General features: G+C 66.7%; 18 protein-coding genes. 7 read left to right on the top strand and 11 right to left on the bottom strand.

Annotated elements, in window-relative coordinates; translation table 11 throughout:
* The first annotated feature begins 25 nt into the window (after window positions 1–25).
* Window positions 26–238 (top strand): hypothetical protein, encoded by a 213-nt coding sequence (locus ACPXCG_RS02805; RefSeq protein WP_425788872.1) that lies wholly within the window; start codon window positions 26–28, stop codon window positions 236–238.
* Here ACPXCG_RS02805 and catA read toward each other — a convergent pair.
* From catA to ACPXCG_RS02825, 4 genes are read right to left on the bottom strand one after another with little or no spacing between them, the layout of a single operon-like run.
* Window positions 208–1,083, bottom strand: a complete 876-nt coding sequence (gene catA, locus ACPXCG_RS02810) for a catechol 1,2-dioxygenase (protein WP_425788874.1) — start codon at window positions 1,081–1,083, stop codon at window positions 208–210. The two genes, ACPXCG_RS02805 and catA, sit on opposite strands and share 31 nt — an antisense overlap.
* A 54-nt stretch (window positions 1,084–1,137) precedes the next feature.
* Window positions 1,138–1,422, bottom strand: coding sequence for a muconolactone Delta-isomerase (gene catC, locus ACPXCG_RS02815; protein WP_425788876.1), 285 nt, complete (start codon window positions 1,420–1,422; stop codon window positions 1,138–1,140).
* Window positions 1,423–1,426: 4 nt separating this feature from the next.
* Complete coding sequence (locus tag ACPXCG_RS02820; RefSeq protein WP_425788878.1) at window positions 1,427–2,533, bottom strand: mandelate racemase/muconate lactonizing enzyme family protein; 1,107 nt, start codon at window positions 2,531–2,533, stop codon at window positions 1,427–1,429.
* Entirely contained in the window at window positions 2,530–3,432 is a 903-nt protein-coding gene (locus ACPXCG_RS02825; protein ID WP_425788880.1) for a LysR substrate-binding domain-containing protein, read from the bottom strand. The genes ACPXCG_RS02820 and ACPXCG_RS02825 overlap by 4 nt, the downstream gene beginning before the upstream one ends.
* Before the next feature lie 236 nt (window positions 3,433–3,668).
* On the opposite strand from ACPXCG_RS02825, the gene benA reads away from it, so the two are divergent.
* The 4 genes from benA to ACPXCG_RS02845 all read left to right on the top strand — a co-directional run bounded on the left by benA (window position 3,669) and on the right by ACPXCG_RS02845 (window position 11,170).
* Window positions 3,669–5,039 carry a benzoate 1,2-dioxygenase large subunit gene (gene benA, locus ACPXCG_RS02830; RefSeq protein WP_425788882.1) on the top strand — a complete coding sequence of 457 codons (1,371 nt, stop codon included), beginning with the start codon at window positions 3,669–3,671 and terminating at the stop codon, window positions 5,037–5,039.
* A gap of 150 nt (window positions 5,040–5,189) precedes the next feature.
* Entirely contained in the window at window positions 5,190–5,729 is a 540-nt protein-coding gene (gene benB, locus ACPXCG_RS02835; protein ID WP_425788884.1) for a benzoate 1,2-dioxygenase small subunit, read from the top strand.
* Between the two features lie 12 nt (window positions 5,730–5,741).
* Window positions 5,742–8,552, top strand: a complete 2,811-nt coding sequence (gene benC, locus ACPXCG_RS02840) for a benzoate 1,2-dioxygenase electron transfer component BenC (protein ID WP_425788886.1) — start codon at window positions 5,742–5,744, stop codon at window positions 8,550–8,552.
* A gap of 29 nt (window positions 8,553–8,581) precedes the next feature.
* Entirely contained in the window at window positions 8,582–11,170 is a 2,589-nt protein-coding gene (locus ACPXCG_RS02845; RefSeq protein ID WP_425788888.1) for a LuxR C-terminal-related transcriptional regulator, read from the top strand.
* A 181-nt stretch (window positions 11,171–11,351) separates the two neighbouring features.
* Here ACPXCG_RS02845 and ACPXCG_RS02850 read toward each other — a convergent pair whose 3' ends face one another.
* From ACPXCG_RS02850 to ACPXCG_RS02865, 4 genes are read right to left on the bottom strand one after another with little or no spacing between them, the layout of a single operon-like run.
* On the bottom strand, window positions 11,352–12,011 hold the full coding sequence (locus ACPXCG_RS02850; RefSeq protein ID WP_425788890.1) for a 3-oxoacid CoA-transferase subunit B: 660 nt from the start codon (window positions 12,009–12,011) through the stop codon (window positions 11,352–11,354).
* Window positions 12,012–12,020: 9 nt separating this feature from the next.
* Complete coding sequence (locus ACPXCG_RS02855; RefSeq protein ID WP_425788891.1) at window positions 12,021–12,827, bottom strand: CoA transferase subunit A; 807 nt, start codon at window positions 12,825–12,827, stop codon at window positions 12,021–12,023.
* Window positions 12,824–13,594 (bottom strand): 3-oxoadipate enol-lactonase, encoded by a 771-nt coding sequence (pcaD, locus tag ACPXCG_RS02860; RefSeq protein WP_425788893.1) that lies wholly within the window; start codon window positions 13,592–13,594, stop codon window positions 12,824–12,826. Before pcaD ends, ACPXCG_RS02855 begins: the two co-directional genes overlap by 4 nt.
* Window positions 13,591–14,814 (bottom strand): acetyl-CoA C-acetyltransferase, encoded by a 1,224-nt coding sequence (locus ACPXCG_RS02865; protein ID WP_425788895.1) that lies wholly within the window; start codon window positions 14,812–14,814, stop codon window positions 13,591–13,593. Before ACPXCG_RS02865 ends, pcaD begins: the two co-directional genes overlap by 4 nt.
* A gap of 76 nt (window positions 14,815–14,890) precedes the next feature.
* On the opposite strand from ACPXCG_RS02865, the gene ACPXCG_RS02870 reads away from it, so the two are divergent.
* Window positions 14,891–15,781, top strand: coding sequence for a LysR substrate-binding domain-containing protein (locus tag ACPXCG_RS02870; protein WP_425788897.1), 891 nt, complete (start codon window positions 14,891–14,893; stop codon window positions 15,779–15,781).
* 276 nt (window positions 15,782–16,057) lie between these two features.
* On the opposite strand, the gene ACPXCG_RS02875 is transcribed toward ACPXCG_RS02870, so the two are convergent.
* Window positions 16,058–17,878 (bottom strand): substrate-binding domain-containing protein, encoded by a 1,821-nt coding sequence (locus ACPXCG_RS02875; RefSeq protein ID WP_425788899.1) that lies wholly within the window; start codon window positions 17,876–17,878, stop codon window positions 16,058–16,060.
* Between the two features lie 24 nt (window positions 17,879–17,902).
* Window positions 17,903–18,340 carry a type II toxin-antitoxin system Rv0910 family toxin gene (locus ACPXCG_RS02880; RefSeq protein ID WP_267627796.1) on the bottom strand — a complete coding sequence of 146 codons (438 nt, stop codon included), beginning with the start codon at window positions 18,338–18,340 and terminating at the stop codon, window positions 17,903–17,905.
* On the opposite strand from ACPXCG_RS02880, the gene ACPXCG_RS02885 reads away from it, so the two are divergent.
* Window positions 18,318–18,929: a DNA-3-methyladenine glycosylase gene (locus ACPXCG_RS02885; RefSeq protein WP_425788901.1), complete on the top strand. Its 612-nt coding sequence runs from the start codon at window positions 18,318–18,320 to the stop codon at window positions 18,927–18,929. The genes ACPXCG_RS02880 and ACPXCG_RS02885 overlap by 23 nt on opposite strands.
* Here ACPXCG_RS02885 and ACPXCG_RS02890 read toward each other — a convergent pair.
* Entirely contained in the window at window positions 18,920–19,183 is a 264-nt protein-coding gene (locus ACPXCG_RS02890) for an Rv0909 family putative TA system antitoxin (protein ID WP_425788903.1), read from the bottom strand. The genes ACPXCG_RS02885 and ACPXCG_RS02890 overlap by 10 nt on opposite strands.
* Between the last annotated feature and the right edge of the window lie 7 nt (window positions 19,184–19,190).

Below are 19,190 nucleotides of genomic sequence, written 5' to 3' on the forward strand. Positions count from 1 at the left end.
CGTACCGGATTCCAACGCTGTGGCGGTGGTGATCTCGATACGCCTCCTCGCTCCGCTCGTCGGCTACTCGATCAGCGGTCAGGAGCTCCCCGCTCCGCTCATCGGCTACTCGATCAGCGGTCAGGAGCTCCCCGCTCCGCTCATCGGCTACTGGATCAGCAGACAAGGCCCCGATCGGCGGTCAGTGCAGTCGATCGGCAGCCGTGCTCAGCCCTCGGGATCGAGCACGAAATCGTAGTTGACGACGACGCCTTCGCCGTTCGGGGTGGAGTGCGGGTCGAGCATGAGTTCCGGTTTGACCGCCGTGGCGATGTCGTCGTCGTTGTGCGGGTCACCCGGGAAGTACAGCTGTGTGGTGATCAGCTCGTAACCGGGAGCGCTCACCTTGAAATGCAGGTGGGCCGGGCGCCAGGCGTGCCAACCCGCCGCCTCGATGAGCTGACCACACGCGCCGTCGGTGGGGATCTGGTACGGAGCCGGTCGCAGCGTGTGGATCTCGAAGCGCCCGTCCTCGTTTGCAGTCCACGATCCGCGCAGATTCCATTCCGGCAGTCCGGGTGCGAACTGCGAATAGAAGCCGAGGTCGTCGGCGTGCCAGAGCTCGACCGTGGCGCCCGACAACGGGGTGCCGTCCACCGCGCGCACCTGCCCGGCGAACTCGAGCGGCGTGCCCGGCTCGTCGTCGCGCATCGGAATGGTGCCGTTCCAGGGGAGTTCGGGCGCGCCGTCGATGTAGTACGGACCCTCGATCGTGCCCTTGCTGCCCTCACGATGCTCGTTGGCGACCTCTTCCACCGAGTGCTCGAGCCACACGTCGAGGAACAGTGGCCATTCGCCGTCCTCGCCGACCCGGATCAGCCATGCCTTGAGTGCGTTGTATTCCTCGTAGCTGACCCGGTCGGACAGGATGATGTCGTTGAGGCTCTTGACCACCTTGCCGGCGAGGTAGTTGACGCGCTCGGTGTCGACGACACCGGAGCGGGTGCCGCCGCCCGCCATGCGCTCCCGGAACCGGGCCGAGGCGTTGGCCCCGGAGTCGGCGGCTTTCGCGGACGTTTCGGCCACAAAGCTGATGTCGGTCATGGGTGGAACTCCTTCTGTGCTGGCCTGTGGGCTGACGCTTCGGGTGAGGGCCGGTCAGCCCGCAGCGATATCCGAGGGGTGGGTGGCCAAGGGGGTCACCGAGATGTCCATGTAGGCGAACAACGGAAGCCCGGACAGAATGCCGTGCAGTTCATCGTTGTCGGCCACGTCGAAGATGGAGAAGTTGGAGTACTCCCCGACGATCCGCCAGATGTGCGGCCACTTGCCGGACCGTTGCAGCTCCTGCGAATAGGCCTTCTCCCGTGCCACGGTCTCGGCCTTGGTGTCCGGGTCCAGGTCGTGCGGGATGTTGACGTCCATCCGTACGTGGAAGAGCATCTCGTCAGCTCCGATCGAGTCGGTAGTGGGCCAGTTTGTCGGGATCGATCTCGACGCCGATTCCAGCGGCCGATGATCGGTGCAGATATCCGTCCCGGATTTGCAGTGGCTCGGTCAGGAGGTCGTCGCTCATGTCCAGGAAGTTCGACAACTCCCCGGCGTTTCGCGATGTCGATTCGAATGCGGCGCCGAACGCCAATGCGCACGACGTGCCGACCTGGCCGTCGATCTGATTGCCCATCACCACTTCCAGGCCGAGTCCCTCGGCGAGATGGTGGACGCGTCGCGACGCGGTGAAGCCGGTGCGTGCGGTCTTGATGCTGATCGCCGTCGCCGAGCCACCGAGGATCTCACGGGTCACGTCGGCGGCGGTCGGCACCGACTCGTCGGCGATGAACGGCACATCGACCTGGCCGACGAGCCATCGGCGGCTCATCACGTCGTCGGCGGGGCAGAGTTCCTCGGCGAACAGGAGTCCGAGGTCGGCCATCTCTTTCATCGCGCGGGCCGACTCCGACGCGGTCCATCCCCGATTGCCGTCGACATAGAGGTCGATCTCGTCGCCGAATCGTTCACGGAGGGCACGGACGACCGCGGTGTCGAGCGTGATCGGTCGGCGTCCGACCTTCACCTTGAAGGTGGTGATTCCGTAGGTGCCGCGCATCTTCTCGGCCTCGGCGACCATCGTCGCCGGATCGGCGAAGCCCAGCATGTGACTGACCCGCATACGATCGGTGTAACCGCCGAGCAGATCCGACACCGGGAGCGTCAACATCTTTCCGAGCGCGTCCCAGATGGCCATGTCCAGTGCGGATTTCGCGGTCGGGTTACCGATCGTCCGCGCCAGCCGCGAGACCACGACCTCTCGCTCGAGCAGCGTCAGGCCGATCACCTGGGGAGCGAAGACCTTCTCGATGACCGCGATGATGCCGTCCTGCGTCTCGCCGTACGTGAAGGGCCGCGGCGGTGCCTCCGCCACGCCCACCACCCCGTCATCGGTGTGGACCCGGACGAGGACGTGCTCTGCGGTGTGTACCTCGCCGGAGGCGAATTTCAGCGGTTTGAGGTACGGGATCGCGAACGGAATCGCTTCGATAGCAGTGATTTTCATCGATTCTCTCCCAGGTATGCGCCGGCAAACGCGGCAGCGATGGCGTCGGCGACGGACTGCACGACCGGGTTGTCCTGTCCGGCACGCCAGGCCAGCGCGAGCTCCACGGTGCCGCCGTCGACCAGATCGCGGATCACCAGACCTTCGAGCGGGAGCGACCGGACCGATGCCGGCAGGACGGCCACCCCGAGTCCGGCGGCGACGAGTGCGAGCAGCACCGCCGTACCCGGCGCCTCGTGCGCTCGCTGTGGAACGAACCCGGCACGATGACAGCTACGGATCGCGGCATCGTTGACCGCCGAATCGCGGCTGTCGTACATCACGAACATCTCGTTGCGCAGGTCGTCCATCGACACCACGGGCTCGACCGCCAAGCGGTGGTCGACCGAGACGGCGAGCACCATGGGTTCGATGTCGATCGTGCGCATGTCGATCTCCTCCCCGACCACCGGCGGACGAAGCACTCCGAGATCGAGCGCCATCGTGCGCAGACCCTCGCACTGGACGGGTGTGAGCATGTCCGACTGGATCTGGAGGTCGACGTCGGGGAGTTCACGCCTGACCATTCGCGCGATCCTCGGTAAGTGCGAGAAGGCCGCGATGCCGGTCAGACCCAGGCGGACCAGTCCACTGCGGCCCGCGGCGATCCGGCGCACGCCATCCACGGCGTCGTCGACACCCGCCAGGATGCGCTCGGACTCCCCTTTGAGGTATTCACCAGCCGGGGTCAGAGCGACCTGACGAGTTGTCCGGGTGAACAACGTGACGTCCAGCTCGTTCTCGAGCTGGCGGATCGCGTACGACAGCGCGGGCTGCGCGACGTGCAACTGCGCCGCCGCCTGCCCGAAATGGCAGGTCTCGGCGACGGCCGCGAAGTAGCGAAGGTGCCGTAGCTCCATGTCCGTGCGATTTCCTGTCCTGTCTCACCGTGATGACCTGCTGTGATCGACACCACGTATGAATCCCACGGTAGGACAGCGATACATACCTGACAAGGACACAGTTTTCCCTGATTGATAAACCAAAACGATCAATAAGATGCTTGGTCAGGACTAGCCATAGCCCTGGTGTGATCGGCACCACGCAGTGCCACAGTGCAGGGAAGGCCCACATTCATCGTTCCTGGAGGTAGAGCATGACCGCGTCGACCACCGACAACCCGCACCATGTGAACTCGGTCTTGGCAGATGCCGTCATCGATGACCGCGAAGCCGGCATCTACCGGGCGAACCGGCGCATCTTCACCGACGAGGACATCTTCGAGCTCGAGATGAAACACATCTTCGAGGGCAACTGGATCTACCTGGCGCACGAGAGCCAGGTACCAGAACCGGGCGACTACTTCACGACGTACATCGGCAGGCAACCGGTGATGATCACGCGGGACAAGGACGGCGAGCTGCACTGCCTCATCAATGCGTGCGCTCACCGCGGCGCCATGATCTGTCGTCGCAAAACCGACAACCGGATGACGCTGACCTGCCCGTTCCACGGATGGACCTTCCGCAACGACGGAACGCTGCTCAAGGTCAAGGACCCCGAGGACGCCGGATATCCGGACACTTTCAATGTCAACGGCTCCCACAATCTCACCAAGGTCGCGCGGTTCGACACCTATCGCGGATTCTTGTTCGGCAGCCTCAATCCCGACGTGCTGACCCTCGACGAGCACCTCGGCGACACCCGAACCATCATCGACATGCTCGTCGACCAGTCGCCCGACGGCCTCGAGGTGGTGCGCGGGGCGTCGACCTACACCTACGACGGTAACTGGAAGGTCCAGGCGGAGAACGGCGCCGACGGCTATCACGTGACCGCGACCCACTGGAACTATGCCGCCACCACGTCGCGGCGCAGCACGGGCGAATCGAAGAACGACACGAAGGCCCTCGACGCGGGCGGCTGGGGCAAATCGGGTGGCGGATACTGGTCGTACCCGAACGGCCATCTCTGCCTGTGGACCTGGGCCGCCAACCCGCAGGACCGACCGCTCTGGGACAAGATGGACGCACTCAAGGAGGAGTTCGGCGACGCCAAGGGCGAGTTCATGGTCAAGGGTTCACGCAATCTGTGCTTGTACCCGAATGTCTATCTGATGGACCAGTTCTCGACACAGATCCGCCACTTCCGGCCGATCGCCCCGGACAAGACCGAGGTGACCATCTATTGCATCGCGCCCAAGGGTGAGAGCGATGCGGCCCGCACCCACCGCATCCGGCAGTACGAGGACTTCTTCAACGCCTCCGGCATGGCGACCCCCGACGATCTCGAGGAATTCCGGTCCTGCCAGCTCACCTTCCGCGCGCAGGCCGCGCCGTGGAACGACATGAGCCGCGGCGCCGAACATTGGCTGACCGGACCCGACCCGGTGGCCGAGACGCTCGGGATGACCGGTGTCATCTCCGCCGGCGTGAAGAACGAGGACGAAGGTCTGTACCCGGTTCAGCACGGCTACTGGCTGGAGACGATGCGCAAGGCAACGGGGTTTCAACCGCCGGTCGAGTAGCCGCTCCCCACCTTACGCCGGTCGAGTAGCCGCACCACACTATTCGCCGGTCGAGTAGCCGCACCATACTATTCGCCGGTCGAGTAGCCGCGACGAAGGAGCGGCGTATCGAGACCCCGTCCCGAAAACCTTCTCAGACAGGACGATCCCATGACCACCACAGAGCCAGCCGAGACCTCCACCGCGAACGCCTCGGCACAACTCATCACCCAGAACATGATCGAGCAGTTCCTCTACCGCGAGGCGCGGTACCTCGACGACCGTGAGTTCGAGAAATGGCTCGAGTGCTATGCCGACGACGTCGTCTACTGGATGCCCTCGTGGGACGACCGTGACCGATTGACCGAGAACCCGCAGCGCGAGATCTCTCTCATCTACTACGGCAACAAGGGCGGCCTGGAGGATCGGGTCTTCCGTATCCGGACCGAGCGGTCGTCGGCGACGTCTCTGCCGGAGGCGCGGACCAGTCACAACATCAGCAACGTGGAGGTCATCGAGCGTCGAGGCGACCTCGTGGACGTCCGATTCAACTGGCACACCATGTATTTCCGGTACAACACGGTCGACCCCTACTACGGCACGTCCTTCTACACGATCGACTTCTCCGGCGAGCACCCGCTGATCCGGCGCAAGACCATCGTGCTCAAGAACGACTACATCCACCACGTGGTGGACATCTACCACTTCTAGGGATATCAGCACATGACTGTCACGACAGGCCGGAACACGGCGGCCGCCACCGGGGCCGAACCCAGGACCCATCAGATCGCGTTGGCCTTCGAAGACGGTGTCACGCGGTTCATCACGTGCCGTGAGGACCAGACCGTCGCCGACGCGTCCTACCGGCAGCGGATCAACATCCCCCTCGACTGCCGCGACGGTGCGTGCGGCACGTGTAAGGCGTTCTGCGAACCCGGCGACTACGACGGCGGCACCTACATCGAGGATGCACTCTCCGACGACGAATCCGCCGCCGGCTACGCTCTGCCCTGCTCGATGAAGCCGAGATCCGACCTGGTGCTCGACATCTCGGCCACCTCTGACATCGCCAAGACACAGGCCTCGACGTTCACCGGTTCGGTCGTCGAGCTCGACCGGCTCTCGGATTCCACGATGCGGGTCGCCATCGAGATCCCGAACCGTGGCGACCTGGCCTTTCTGCCTGGCCAGTACGTCAACATCTCGGTACCCGGAACCGACTGCGGTGACGGCGGATTTCTCTCGCGCTCGTATTCCTTCGCCAACGGTCCCCACGAGGAACGACTCGTCTTCCTGGTGAAACTGACGCCGGGCGGCGCGATGTCCACCTATCTCACCGACCGTGCGCAGCGCGGGGACTCGATCACCCTCAGCGGGCCGCACGGATCGTTCTTTCTCCGCGAGGCGATCCGACCGGTCCTGCTGCTGGCGGGCGGAACCGGGCTCGCGCCCATCCTCTCGATGCTGCGCAAATTGCACGACGACGACAGCGACCGCCGAGTCCACCTGATCTACGGCGTGTCGACCGACGTCGATCTGGTCGCGCTCGACGAGATCGAATACTTCGCCGGTGAGCTACCCGGATTCACCTGGGACCACTGCGTCTCCGACCCCGGCAGCGCCGCCGCCAACAAGGGCTACGTGATGAGCCTGATCGAACCGCGACATCTCCACGGTGGTGACGTCGCCATATATCTCTGCGGGCCACCGCCGATGGTGGAATCGGTCCGCAAACATGTCGGCGAGGCGGGCATCGAGCCGACCGGGTTCTACTACGAGAAATTCGCCCTGGCCGTTCCGTCGGGTGCGGCAAACCAGACCGAGACGGCCTCCGCCGTCATGGCCTCTGGACCGGAATCGGCAACGACCACCGATGAACCGGTGATCCCGGCCACCGACGCCCGCGCGATCGCCGGCCAGATCACCCTGCCGCCGAGTGACATCGAGCCCTGGGACATCGGTCCGTGGCCCGAAACTGTCGAGGCCCCCTGCGACGACGACACCAGGTTGCGGATCGCCGGACAGCAACTGTGGACGGTCAGCGGGGCCGGCGCAGATCTCGACGCCGACGACGGCACAGTCGCGCCGGTGGCCGCTCGTGGCATCGCCGGTCAGGAAGTGTTTGCGCCCAGCGTGATCGAGCCCCTGCATGGTCTGACGACACCGCAGCCTGCGGTCCCCACAGCCGAGATCCCGGCAACCGAGATCCCCGAGACACCAGCGGCACAGCCCGCTCCCGACGCCACCATGGTGACCCCGGAGGGCTACCAGATCGGCGAGGAACACCCGGCGATCCACGAGTCCGACGCACTGTTCGAGGCACGCGCCGCGCTGGAACTCGGTGCCCTCGAGCTGACGTTCGGCCGCCTCACGAGCCGGCAACTCGCCGGCTACCGGTTACTCGCGGAGACCACGTTGCCGTTCGTCGAGGGTGAGCGGTTCGTGGACGCCGCGGAGTACACCGAGACCAACGCGAACTTTCACGACTACCTCTTCACCCTGACCGGCAACAACCACCTCCTCGAGGCCTACAAGGCACTCGGTGTGAAGGGCCGCATGGGCGAGGTGCTGCGCAACGCCACCTGGTGCCACCCGCTCTGCGCCCAGGACCATGTCGACATCGTGGCGGCCTTCGAGGCGGGCGACCGCGCGTCGGCGCGCACATTGATCGCCGACCACGCCGACCGGTCCAAGGAGACCATGCGTCGCGCGATGGCCGACGAGATGGCCACGAATCGACCCCGTTTCGTCTCACCGGGGCGGTTCACCGGCAAGGTCGTGGTGATCACAGGTGCCGCACAAGGTATCGGCGCTCAGGCCGCGCGGCGGATCAGCGCCGAGGGCGGCAAGGTGGTGCTCGCGGACCGCTCCGACATCGTCGCGGAGTTGGCCGGACAGCTCGATGCCGCGGGAGCCGGTGCCGTCACAGCCATCGCCGACCTCGAGACGTATGACGGAGCCGAGTCGGTGGTGCGGACGGCCGTGGCCGCCTATGGCCGCGTCGACGTGCTGATCAACAATGTGGGCGGCGCCATCAACTTCAAGCCGTTCACGGAGTTCACCGAGCGGCAGATCCGCGCGGAGATCGACCGGTCGCTGATGACGACGTTGTATGCGTGCCGCGCGGTGCTGCCGTCGATGATCACCGCCGGGAGCGGTGTCATCGTGAACGTGTCGTCGGCGGCGACGCGCGGTATCCACCGCATCCCGTATTCGGCGGCGAAGGGCGGCATCAATGCCATCACCGCCTCGCTCGCGATGGAGTTCGCCGAGAACGGTATCCGAGTGGTGGCCACTGCCCCGGGTGGCACAGAGGCACCGCCACGCCGCATTTCTCGGGGGACCCCGGAACCGGCGAACCCCATCGAACAGGAGTGGTTCCAGGCGCACATCGATCAGACCGTCTCGTCGTCGCTGGTGAAACGCTACGGAACCCTCGACGAGCAGGCTGCTGCGATCTGCTTCCTCGCCTCCGACGAGGCTGCTTACATCACCGGGACCGTGCTCCCGGTGGCGGGCGGGGATCTGGGCTGAACCTCCCGCATCGGACATACGATGGGACGGTGATCATCGCGGCGGAGTGTCTCGGAAGGGATGCCGAGATCGCCGAACTCCTCGAGCGCGCCCGGGCGGCGACCGGCCCGGAATTCATCGCTCTCATCGGCGAGGCCGGCATCGGCAAGAGCACGATGTTGCGACGGCTCACACAGGTCGCCGCGGACACCGACCTCGATACGTGGGTGGCGTGGGACGGACGCCCGGCACAGTCCGACGTCGAGGGCGCGATCCGGTCGGCTGCGGGACCTGCGCTCGTTCTGGTCGACGACGCCGACCAGAACGACGAACTCGTCCGCGACATCGCAGCTCTGGTGCAACAGAATCGCGATGCACCGGTACTCGTAGTACTCACCGCCGCCGATCCGACGCCTGCGATCAGCGCGCTGCTGGCCGATACCCTCCGCCTCGGGGGCATCGATCGAGAGAGCATCGCGGCCCTCGCCACCGCGCGCGGACGAGTACTCCATCCGATCGTCGTCGACCGGCTGACCAGGCACACCGGGGGCAATCCACGCGACGCCATCGCCCTCCTCGACGAATTGCCCACGGCCACCTGGTCCCGGGTCGACGTCGAGCTGCCCGCGCCGTCGCACATCGTGGCGGAGGTTCGTCGACGGCTCGCGGGTACCACCCCACCGACCCGTGCCCTCATCGAGGCGATCGCCGTGCTCAGCGACATGGATTCGCTCGACACCGCGGTCACTCTCAGCGAGATCGACGACCCGCTCGCCGCGGTCGACGAGGCGCTGGGGACCGGCTTGGTGGTGGCGCCGACGGCGCTGACACCCGCACAGACACAGCCACACACCGCAGGCCCGCTGATCCGGGCCGCAATTCTGGAGGTCATGGGTATCCGCGCCGTCGGGGATCTCCACCAACGGGCAGCGTCGGTTGTCACCGATCCCGTCCGACAGCTCCATCATCGCGTCGCCGCGACGGCGATCCCGGACCCCGCCCTGGCCGACGACCTGGACGCACTGGCCCGCGAACGCGGCTCCGACGGCGCATGGGCGGAGGCGGCGGGGCTCTTTGCCCAGGCGGGTCGACTGACAGCGGATCCGCTCGTGCGCGAAACACGTTCGACACTCGCGTTGGACGCGTTGCTCGCCGCCGGCGACTGCGTGGGCGCCGGCGCGTTGGTGCCTCAGGTGGAGAGCCTCCGGGAGACTCCCCTGCGAAATGCCGCACTCGCGTACCTCGCCATCTTGCGCGGCCGTTCAGCCGAAGCTCAGGTGCGCCTCGACAGAGCCTGGGACATCGTCAATTTCGACCGTGACCCGGACACCGCCGCCCTCATCGCGCAGCGCTACGTCCTGCACAACCTGGTCCGATGTCAGGGCACCGAGTTGGTGGAATGGGCAGACCGCGCCATCACGATGGCCGGCAGCCAGTCGCCCGCCGGCGTGGAGGCGGCAGTGATCCGCGGACTCGGCCTCGCGTGGTCCGGACGACCTACCGAGGCGACCGCCGAATACGCCGCCCTCACGGAACGGATTCGGTTCGGGGCACAGGCGCAACGCGCGACGATGGGCCGGGGCTGGCTGCAACTGGGGCTCGACGACATCGGAGCAGCCCGCAGCAACCTCGAGACCGCGGTGTCCATGGCCAATCTCGGCGGTTCGGCGCGGATTTCGTTGTGGGCGCTCGGCTGGCTGGCCCGGACACAATTTCTCACCGGCGATTGGGAGCCGGCGCTGCACACCGTGGAACAGGGGCGTGCGCTCGCGCGGACCAGCGGCATCGCGCTGGCCACGCCGTTGTTGAATTGGACCGCGGCGCAGATCCACTCGCTGCGCGGCGAATGGGAGGAGGCCGAGCGCAGTGTCCAGGAGGCGGCGACCGCCGTCGGCGACTACGAGATCATGCGGATTCCGGACCTGTTGGCGCGCAGTCAGATCGCGGAGTCCGCCGCCGACTACGGCAAGGTGCGCCGGACGCTGGAACCGCTGATGCGGATGGCCACCGACATCCCCGGACTCAGCGAACCCGGATGGTGGCCATGGGTCGATGTCCTGGCCAACGCGCTCGTCATCGACGGCCAACTCGGCGCAGCCGATGACCTGCTACGGCCGTACGAGGACCTCGTCGAACTGCGCGGGCACCGGTCGGCATCCGCACGACTCAAGTACGCCCGCGGCCGACTACTCGGAGCGACCGGCGAGATACACCAGGCCAGAAGAATTTTCGAAGAGGCACTGGAGCTCCTGGACGGGCTGCCACTACGTTACGACCAGGCGCGGGTCAACTTCGCGTACGGTCAGACGCTGCGACGCGCAGGGAAACGCCGGGCGGCCGATGCCGTCATGGGTGCGGCGCGAGAGATGTATCTGTCGCTCGGTGCGACCACGTATGTGGAGCGGTGCGAACGTGAACTCAAGGCGGGCGGACTCAATGCCCTCCGATCCGATCGCGGTGCCGTGGACCTGACGCCGCAGGAGGAGGCCGTCACCGAGCTTGTCTCCCGGGGCATGTCCAACCGCGAGGTGGCGGCCGAACTCTTCATCTCCCCCAAGACGGTTCAGTATCACCTGACACGCATCTACGCCAAGCTCGGGATCCGCTCACGATCGGAGCTCGCGGCGCTGCGGCGCTGATGCGCTACCTGCCGGTCGACTTGGTCTCGATACGCCACTCACTCCGTTCGCGGCTACTCGACCAGCGGGACGGCGGCAGCGCGGCTACTCGACCGGCGGGACCGCGGCAGCGCGGCTACCACCGCTGGTCGAGTAGGCACCGAGCGCAGCGAGGCGCCGTATCGAGACCACGCCCGACTCGCTAGACCTTTGCGGGCTCGTTCGCGGACGTCCGGTCTACCACCGGCGCACCGGTTTTCGCCTCGACAGTCGCGAAGTCGACGTTCGGCGCGAGTTCGACGACGTCGAATCCCGTACCGTTCACGTCGAACACACCGAGATCGGTGATGACGCGGCTGACCACGGAACGGCCGGTGAGCGGCAGCGAGCAGTCGGCGATCAACTTGGGATCGCCCTTCTTGGTGGTGTGCTCCATGAGCACGATGACCTGGCCTGCGCCGTTCACCAGATCCATGGCGCCGCCGATGCCCTTGACCATCGCACCGGGGACCATCCAGTTGGCGAGGTCTCCGTTGCTCGCCACCTGCATACCGCCCAGCACGGCGACGTCGACGTGGCCGCCGCGGATCATCGCGAAACTCGTTGCCGAGTCGAAGAACGACGCCCCCGACAGGACTGTCACAGTCTGCTTGCCGGCGTTGACGAGGTCCGGATCGACCTCGTCGTCGTACGGGTACGGCCCCACACCGAGGATGCCGTTCTCCGCGTGCAGCGTGATACCCGAGTTGTCGGGGAGATGGTCTGGGATCATCGTCGGCAAGCCGATACCGAGGTTCACATAGTCGCCGGGCCGGAGTTCACGTGCCGCGCGTGCCGCCATCTCGGTGCGGGTCCAGGTCATGATGTCCTCCTAGGAAAGAACGGGCTGTTCGGGGTTGGCGTCGGTCTGGGCGGGGCGCGGCCTCGTGGTGCGCTGCTCGATCTCTTTACGCGCGGCCTGTTCCGGCGTGAGCTCGACGATCCGTTTGACGAAGATGCCCGGCAGATGGATCTCATCCGGGCTCAGCTCGCCCACCTCGACGACCCGCTCCGCCTCGACGATCGTGATCCGTCCGGACATCGCTGCCGGCGGGTTGAAATTACGTGCCGCCGCATGGAATTTGCAGTTGCCGGCCTTGTCCACCACGGCGGCGCGGATGAGCGCGTAGTCGGTGACGATGGCCTCCTCGAGGACCATGTCCTGTCCGTTGAACGTACGCACCTCCTTCGGCGGCGACGCGAGCGCGACACTGCCGTCGGGGTTGTATCGCCACGGCAGTCCGCCGTCGGCGACCAGCGTGCCGACTCCGGTCGGGGTGAAGAACGCGCCGATCCCGCTGCCGCCGGCACGCATCCGCTCCGCGAGCGTGCCCTGCGGGGTGAGCTCGACGGTCACCTCACCGGCCAGGAACTGCCTGCCGAACTCCTTGTTCCCACCGATGTAGGAGGCGATCACCTTGTCGATCTTCCTGGCCTCCAACAAGAGCCCGAGGCCCGCACCGTCGACGCCGCAGTTGTTCGAGACGACGGTCAGTTGCGCCGCGCCCTGTTCCAGCAGCGCATCGATGAGGAACCACGGGATACCCGCGAGGCCGAACCCGCCGACCGCGAGGCTGGCGCCGGCCGGGATGTCGGCGACGGCGTCGGCGGCCGTATCGGCCAGTTTGTCGATGCTCATGATTGCTCCAGGTGTTCGATCAGTGCGGGCGTGATGATCTCGGGTTGCTCGGCATTGGCGAGGTGCGCCGACTGCGGGACGATCAGGAGTCGGCCGGACTTGACCGTGTCGGCGATCTCTTCGAGCTTCGGCGGCGGCGTGGCCTGATCGTCGGCGCCGGCGATCGCCAGGGTCGGCGCGGTGATCGACGCGAGGTCCGCGCGCTGATCCATCACCGCGATCGCCTCGCAACACCCCGCGTATCCCTCGGCAGGGGTATCGGCCACCATTGCCTCGTGATGGCGGCGAGAGCCCGGGTGGTCGGTCAGGTACTCCGGGGTGAACCACCGTTGCACAACGGCTTCCGCGACTGCCGCGCTCCCCTGCGCGCGGACGGTTGCCGCCCGGTCGGTCCACGCCGACGACGGGGTGAGCTGCGCGCCGGTGCACAGCAGTCCGAGCGCGTGCACCCGCTCCGGGTTGCGAACCGCCACACGCATCGCCGTCATGCCCCCGAGCGAGAGCCCGACCACGTGGGCGCGTTCGACGTCGAACCGGTCGAGCAGCGCGATCACATCGTCGGCGAGATCGTCGATCGTGTACGGCCCCTGCGGTACCGGCGATGCACCGTGCCCGCGGGTGTTGTAGCGGACGACCCGGAATCGTTCCTCGAGGGCCGCGAGCTGAGCGTCCCACATGCGGTAGGTGGAGCCGAGCGAATTCGACAGCACCACAACGGGTCCGTCGGTGCGGCCGGACACCACCGCCTCGACGTCGACGGCGCTCATCGGATCACCTCGAAGATCGCGGCCAGGCCCTGACCGCCGCCGATGCACATCGTCTCCAACACATGGCGGGCATCGCGACGACGTGCCTCGTGGGCGGCCGTCGCGAGGATGCGGGCACCGGTGGCGCCGATCGGGTGGCCAAGGGAGATCCCGGAACCGTTGGGGTTCAGCCGATCATCGTTCGCATCGACTTTCCACTCGGCGAGAACCGCAAGAGCCTGGGCCGCGAAGGCCTCATTGAGTTCGATGAGGTCGATCTCGTCGAGGGTGAGGCCGGCCCGCTCGAGCGCAGCGGCCGTGGCGTTCACCGGACCTATTCCCATGACCTCGGGCTCACATCCGGTGACCGCCCATGACGTCAGCGCGAGCATCGGTTCGAGACCTCGACGAGCCGCCTCGTCACGAGTCGTGACGACGCACATGGCGGCGCCGTCGTTCTGGCCGGAAGCGTTGCCCGCGGTCACGGTGGACTCGGGGTCGATCTTCAGTCGGATCGGTCGCAGGGCAGCCATCGACTCCACCGAGGCATCGGCACGGGGATGCTCGTCACGTTCGACCACCACGTCCGGCTTCCCGCGTCTACCGGGGACCGTCACGGGCACGAGTTCGTCGGCGAAGCGACCGGCCTCGTGCGCCGCGATCGCACGCTGGTGAGAGCGCACGGCGAGTTCGTCCTGCTCCGCGCGGCTGATGCCGTACCGGGCACGGAGGTTCTCGGCGGTCTCGATCATGCCGCCGGGCACGGGATGGCTGTCGCCGCCCGCCGTGAGGCGACCACGGTCGAGGCGGTCCATCAGTTCGACGCCGCCCTGCCGGATTCCGGTCCGCAACCCAAGCGCGTAGTGCTCGACGTTCGACATCGATTCGGCGCCGCCGGCCACCACCAGGCCTGCGCCACCCGTGGCAACCTGTGCGGCGCCGTTGAGGATCGCCTGCAGCCCGGAACCGCAGCGCCGGTCGACCTGCATGCCGGGGACACCGGTGCCCAGCCCGGCGTCGAGCGCGGCGATCCGGCCGATCGCCGGGGCCTCGCCGTTGGCATAGCCCTGGCCGAGGATCACGTCGTCGATGTCGCCTTCGCCGAGACCCGTTCGGGAGGCCAGTTCCCGCAGCAGACCGGTGGCGAGGTCGGTCACGGTCAACGAGGCGAGCGCGCCACCCATGCGCCCGACCGGTGTGCGCAACGGGGAACAGATGACAACGTCGGATCCGGTACTCATACGTCCACGATAGGAACGTCATCCGATATTGAGAAGTATTTATTTCGCGCTCAGTGATATGCGTAAGGTCTCAATCATGGAACTCCGACATCTCCGGTATTTCCGGGCCGTCGCCGAGGAACTGCATTTCGGCCGTGCCGCGGAGCGATTGCACATCGCGCAGCCGCCCCTGTCGCAGCAGATCCGGCAACTCGAGGCCGAACTCGGTGTGACCCTCTTCGTGCGGTCCACCCGGCGCGTGGAACTCACGCCGGCAGGCACGGCTTACCTGGAGCGGGTGGAGGCCATCCTCGATGCTGTCGACGTGGCGGGGCTGCAGGCACAACGCGTCGCCGAAGGCCGGCAGGGCACCTTGGCGATCGGCTGCGTCGGGTCGGCGACCTATTCGCTACTCCCCCGGCTGGTCCGCGCGCTCCGCGAGGACCTGCCAGATCTGGACGTCAGCGTGCGCGGCGAGATGTTGGCGCCTGCACAGCTGTCGGCGCTGACATCCGGCGAGATCGACCTGGCACTGCTACGGCCACCCGCGGGTGGCACGGAGATCGTCGTCGAGACCGTCCGGCGAGACCGGCTCTTCGTCGCGATACCCGAGGGCGACCGTCGATGGCGGGATGCGACAGTCCACGTCGACACACTGCGCGACGCGGAGTTCATCGTGCATGCCGGGCACGGCCGATCGGTGATGAACGGGATCGTCGCGACGATCTGTGCGTCGGCCGGATTCGTACCTGCGATCCGGCACGAAGTCACCGAGACGTCGACACTCGTCACTCTGGTCGCCGCCGGGCTGGGCGTGGCGATCGTCCCCGAACCCACCGCTGCGCTCGGCGTCGCGGGGGTGCGGTATCTGCCCCTGGCCCCCGATGTCGCGCCGGTCGATCTCGCCGTCGCGCGGCCCGCCGGCGATCCGTCACCGATGATCGAACAAGTGCTGGCGGTCCTGCGGCGGGTCGCGCGCGACGAGTGACGCAAACCCCTCCGACCGGGCGCAGTTTCCCGTCGATCGGGCGCAGAATGTCGCCCATCGTGCGTGCGGTCCCGGCGGCCACGTCGGGGTCGGGTCAGTCGGGGTCGGGTCAGTCGGGGTCGGGTCAGTCGGGGTCGGACACCAGCCCAGGCACGCGTCGGTGTGAACGCGCCAGAACTGCGACCGCGCGGCGGAGTCGATGTGTCGGATCGCCCGAGCGGTCGAACGGACTGACCGCGGATTCCCGGACGTAACGACCGCACTGCCCGAGTTTGGTCAGCGGCCGGCCGCGGCGACGCGCGCCTGGATCGCATCGACGAACACCGACTTGATGTCCTCGGGTGTCTGAGCCACGTACGTGGTGCCGCCCGGGGTGACGTCGGCGATCTCCTTCAACGCCTCGGTGTCGGCATCCTCGGAGATCCCGATCGTGAGGACCAGGACCGGGCGCGCCGGATCCTCGAGTTCCTTCAGCTGCGAGAGCAACTCGTCGAGGCTGATGCTGTTCGGATCCTCGTTCTGCCCGTCGGTCATGATGATGACCGAGTTCGAGTAGTTCGGGTCGTAGCTGTTCTGCACCTCTTTGAACGCCGCGAGAGTGGTGTCGTAGAGGCCTGTGCCGCCACCGAGCTGAGAGGGCGCGAGACCACGACGGACCGCCCGCCCCAGTTCCTGACGGTGCGTTCCGCCACCGACGGCCGAGGCGTCGAGACGCCGGATCGGGGACATCCATTTCCAGTCCTGATCGGGGCCGCCCTTGTCGATGCCGAACGCCCATCCACCGACCATGGCGTTGTTGGGGAACAGGGTGAGACCGGTCATCGACGCATCGATGAGCAGATCGGCACGGGTCTGGTCACCTGCCGGCGCGGCCATCGAACCCGAGGTGTCCTCGACGACGAGCGTCCGAATCGGCACGCCGAGCACCTGCCACTGCCGGATCGCCCGGTCGACCTGCGATGGATCCTTGAGCTCGAGGTTCTTGACCTCACCGATCCCGGCGCCGTCGGGCAACGCCGCACCATCGGGATTGCGGTACCCCGACTCGTTGAGCGTCTTCTGCCCATCCGACGACGCGAGCCTGTCGGCAAGCTCCTTGCCGGCCTTGGCCGCAGTGTCACTTCGGGCCGCGCTCGCCGTGTTGACCATCGGGTAATCGAGCATCACTGTGCCGTCGGCGGGCACCGACGCCTTGAGCTCTGACCCTGGATGCGTTCGCGTGAACAGCAGGTACTGCTGTTCGGTGGTGACCACCGGGACCGCGGTCGTGTTCGCGAAGTTCAGGCGGGTGCCCTCGTTGTCGTTGGCCAGGCGCGCGTTGTTCTGCTGCACGGCGAGCACCGTCATCGCCGCGGTCAGTTGCTTGTCCGACAGGTTCCCGGCGTTCTCCTCCGCCAGCGCACCCACGATCGGTGCGTCGCCGGTGCTGGTGTCGATCGGGCTGCCGGTCCGCAGATCCTGCAGCTTCATCACGTCGACCCAGCTGTTCAACTGCGGCACCGACTTCCCCGCCACCACTGTCGGTGAGGATGCGATCGACGGCGACACCATGTTCAGATCACGGCGCACCTGAGTGGTGACCCGGCGGGCCTGGATCTGCGAGTCGGCGACCCACAGGTCGGGCGCCTTGTCACCGCTGGTCAACTGACCGGGCACCTGTGCGCCGGCCACGCCGTTGATGTCGTAGTCGTAACAGGAGTCCTCGGATGCTTCCTGGGTGACCGTGCGCAACGCACTGGTCATCGAGGGATCCGAGGCGACCGAGATGGTCTTCCGATCGGCACAGCCCACGGCGCCTGTCCGCCACAACACGAAGCCGGTGACCAGGGCGGCCACCACGATCAGCGCGGCAGTACCCCAGAGCCAGCCTGCCCGGCGACCCGTCGACGCACGCCGGTGCTCGAACCCGAAATCGTCGCCGGAACCCCGCCGAGCCGACTGCCGCTCGATCGGACCGCTCGCCGGCATGTCGATCGGCCCGGTGCGCGACACTCGTTCCGCGCCCGAGCCTTGTCGATCTCGCCCCGCTCCCGGTTCCGGCCGCTTTCGACCTTCTCCCGACTCCGGGCGGTCACCGCCCGAACTGTGACGCCCCATCGCCGTCTCCCCCTGTTTTGTCGTCTAGCCGAAGACCTCACGGAAGGTCGTCAACGACTTCCGCAGATCCCCGGATACCGCCATGGCCGCTGCCTTGCCGGCCGGCCCGATCAGTGGCAAACCGCCGAGATCAACAGTGAAGGTCACTGTCGAACCCGAATCGGTGGGCGCTATGCCCAGGTCGAGCTTGGCCTTCACGCCGCCCTTGCCGTTGCCTTTCAACCGCACCTGCTCCAGTGGACGGTACTTCTCGATCGTCCAGTCGAACCGGATGCGGGTCCCCTTGACCTTGACCACCGATGCGAGAGAAACCCCTTCGCCGAGTTCGTCGGCCGCCGGAACCGCCGATCGCCAGCCGTCGTGCAGCACCAGCCACTCCGTGTAGCGCGTGAGATCCGACGCCGCGGCCCAGGTATCTTCGACAGACAGGTCCACATCGATGGAGTCACTAGTCTTGGCCATGGTGAGTGAGCCTAGCGTCAGCGACTACGCGCGAGCGCTGCTGGGCACCGTTCTGATCGGGCACGGCGTCGCCGCCCGCATCACGGAGGTGGAGGCGTACGGCGGTCGCGACGACCCGGCATCGCACGCGTACACCCGCACCCGCAGGTCGGAGATCATGTACGGCCCGCCCGGGCGGCTCTACGTTTATCGGATTCACGGGCACTTCTGCGCGAATGTGGTGACCGGACCCACCGAACAGGGATCGGCCGTCCTGATCCGCGCCGGCGAGATCGTCGACGGGCTCGATCTGGCCCGGACACGGCGCCCGACCGCCAAGGACGACGTGTCGTTGGCGCGCGGACCGGGAAATCTCACCCGCGCGCTCGGCATCACGATGGACGACCTCGACAGCGACGTCGACGACGGCTGGCCGGTCAGCCTCGACCGATCAGGACCGGTGGTGTCGGCAGCGATCAGCGTGGGACCACGTGTCGGCGTCCGACGTGCCGCCGATGTGCCGTGGCGATTCTGGATCGCTGCCGATCCGAGCGTGTCGTCGTATCGGCGGCATGCTCGGGCCGAGCCCCGGGGCGAACCCTACGCCTGAGGCGGATTCTGCTTCGGCTCTTCGGGTTTCGGCTGTTCAGGACTCGAGGATGGAGCCGGGTTCTCCGGCTTCGGGGTATCCGGCTTCGGGGTATCCGGGCCGACCGCCTTCTTGACCGCGTCCTGCGCTTTGTCGACGTGACCGGCGTACTTGCCGCCGGTGACCTTGTTGACCGTGTCGCCGCCCTTGTCGATCAGGTTCGGGTTGCCCTTGAGCGCGGCCTTGGCCTTGTCCACCAGTCCTTTGAGATCCATGTTCCGA

The sequence above is a fragment of the Gordonia sp. DT218 genome (assembly GCF_049847105.1).
In the GTDB taxonomy this organism is placed as follows: Bacteria; Actinomycetota; Actinomycetes; order Mycobacteriales; family Mycobacteriaceae; genus Gordonia.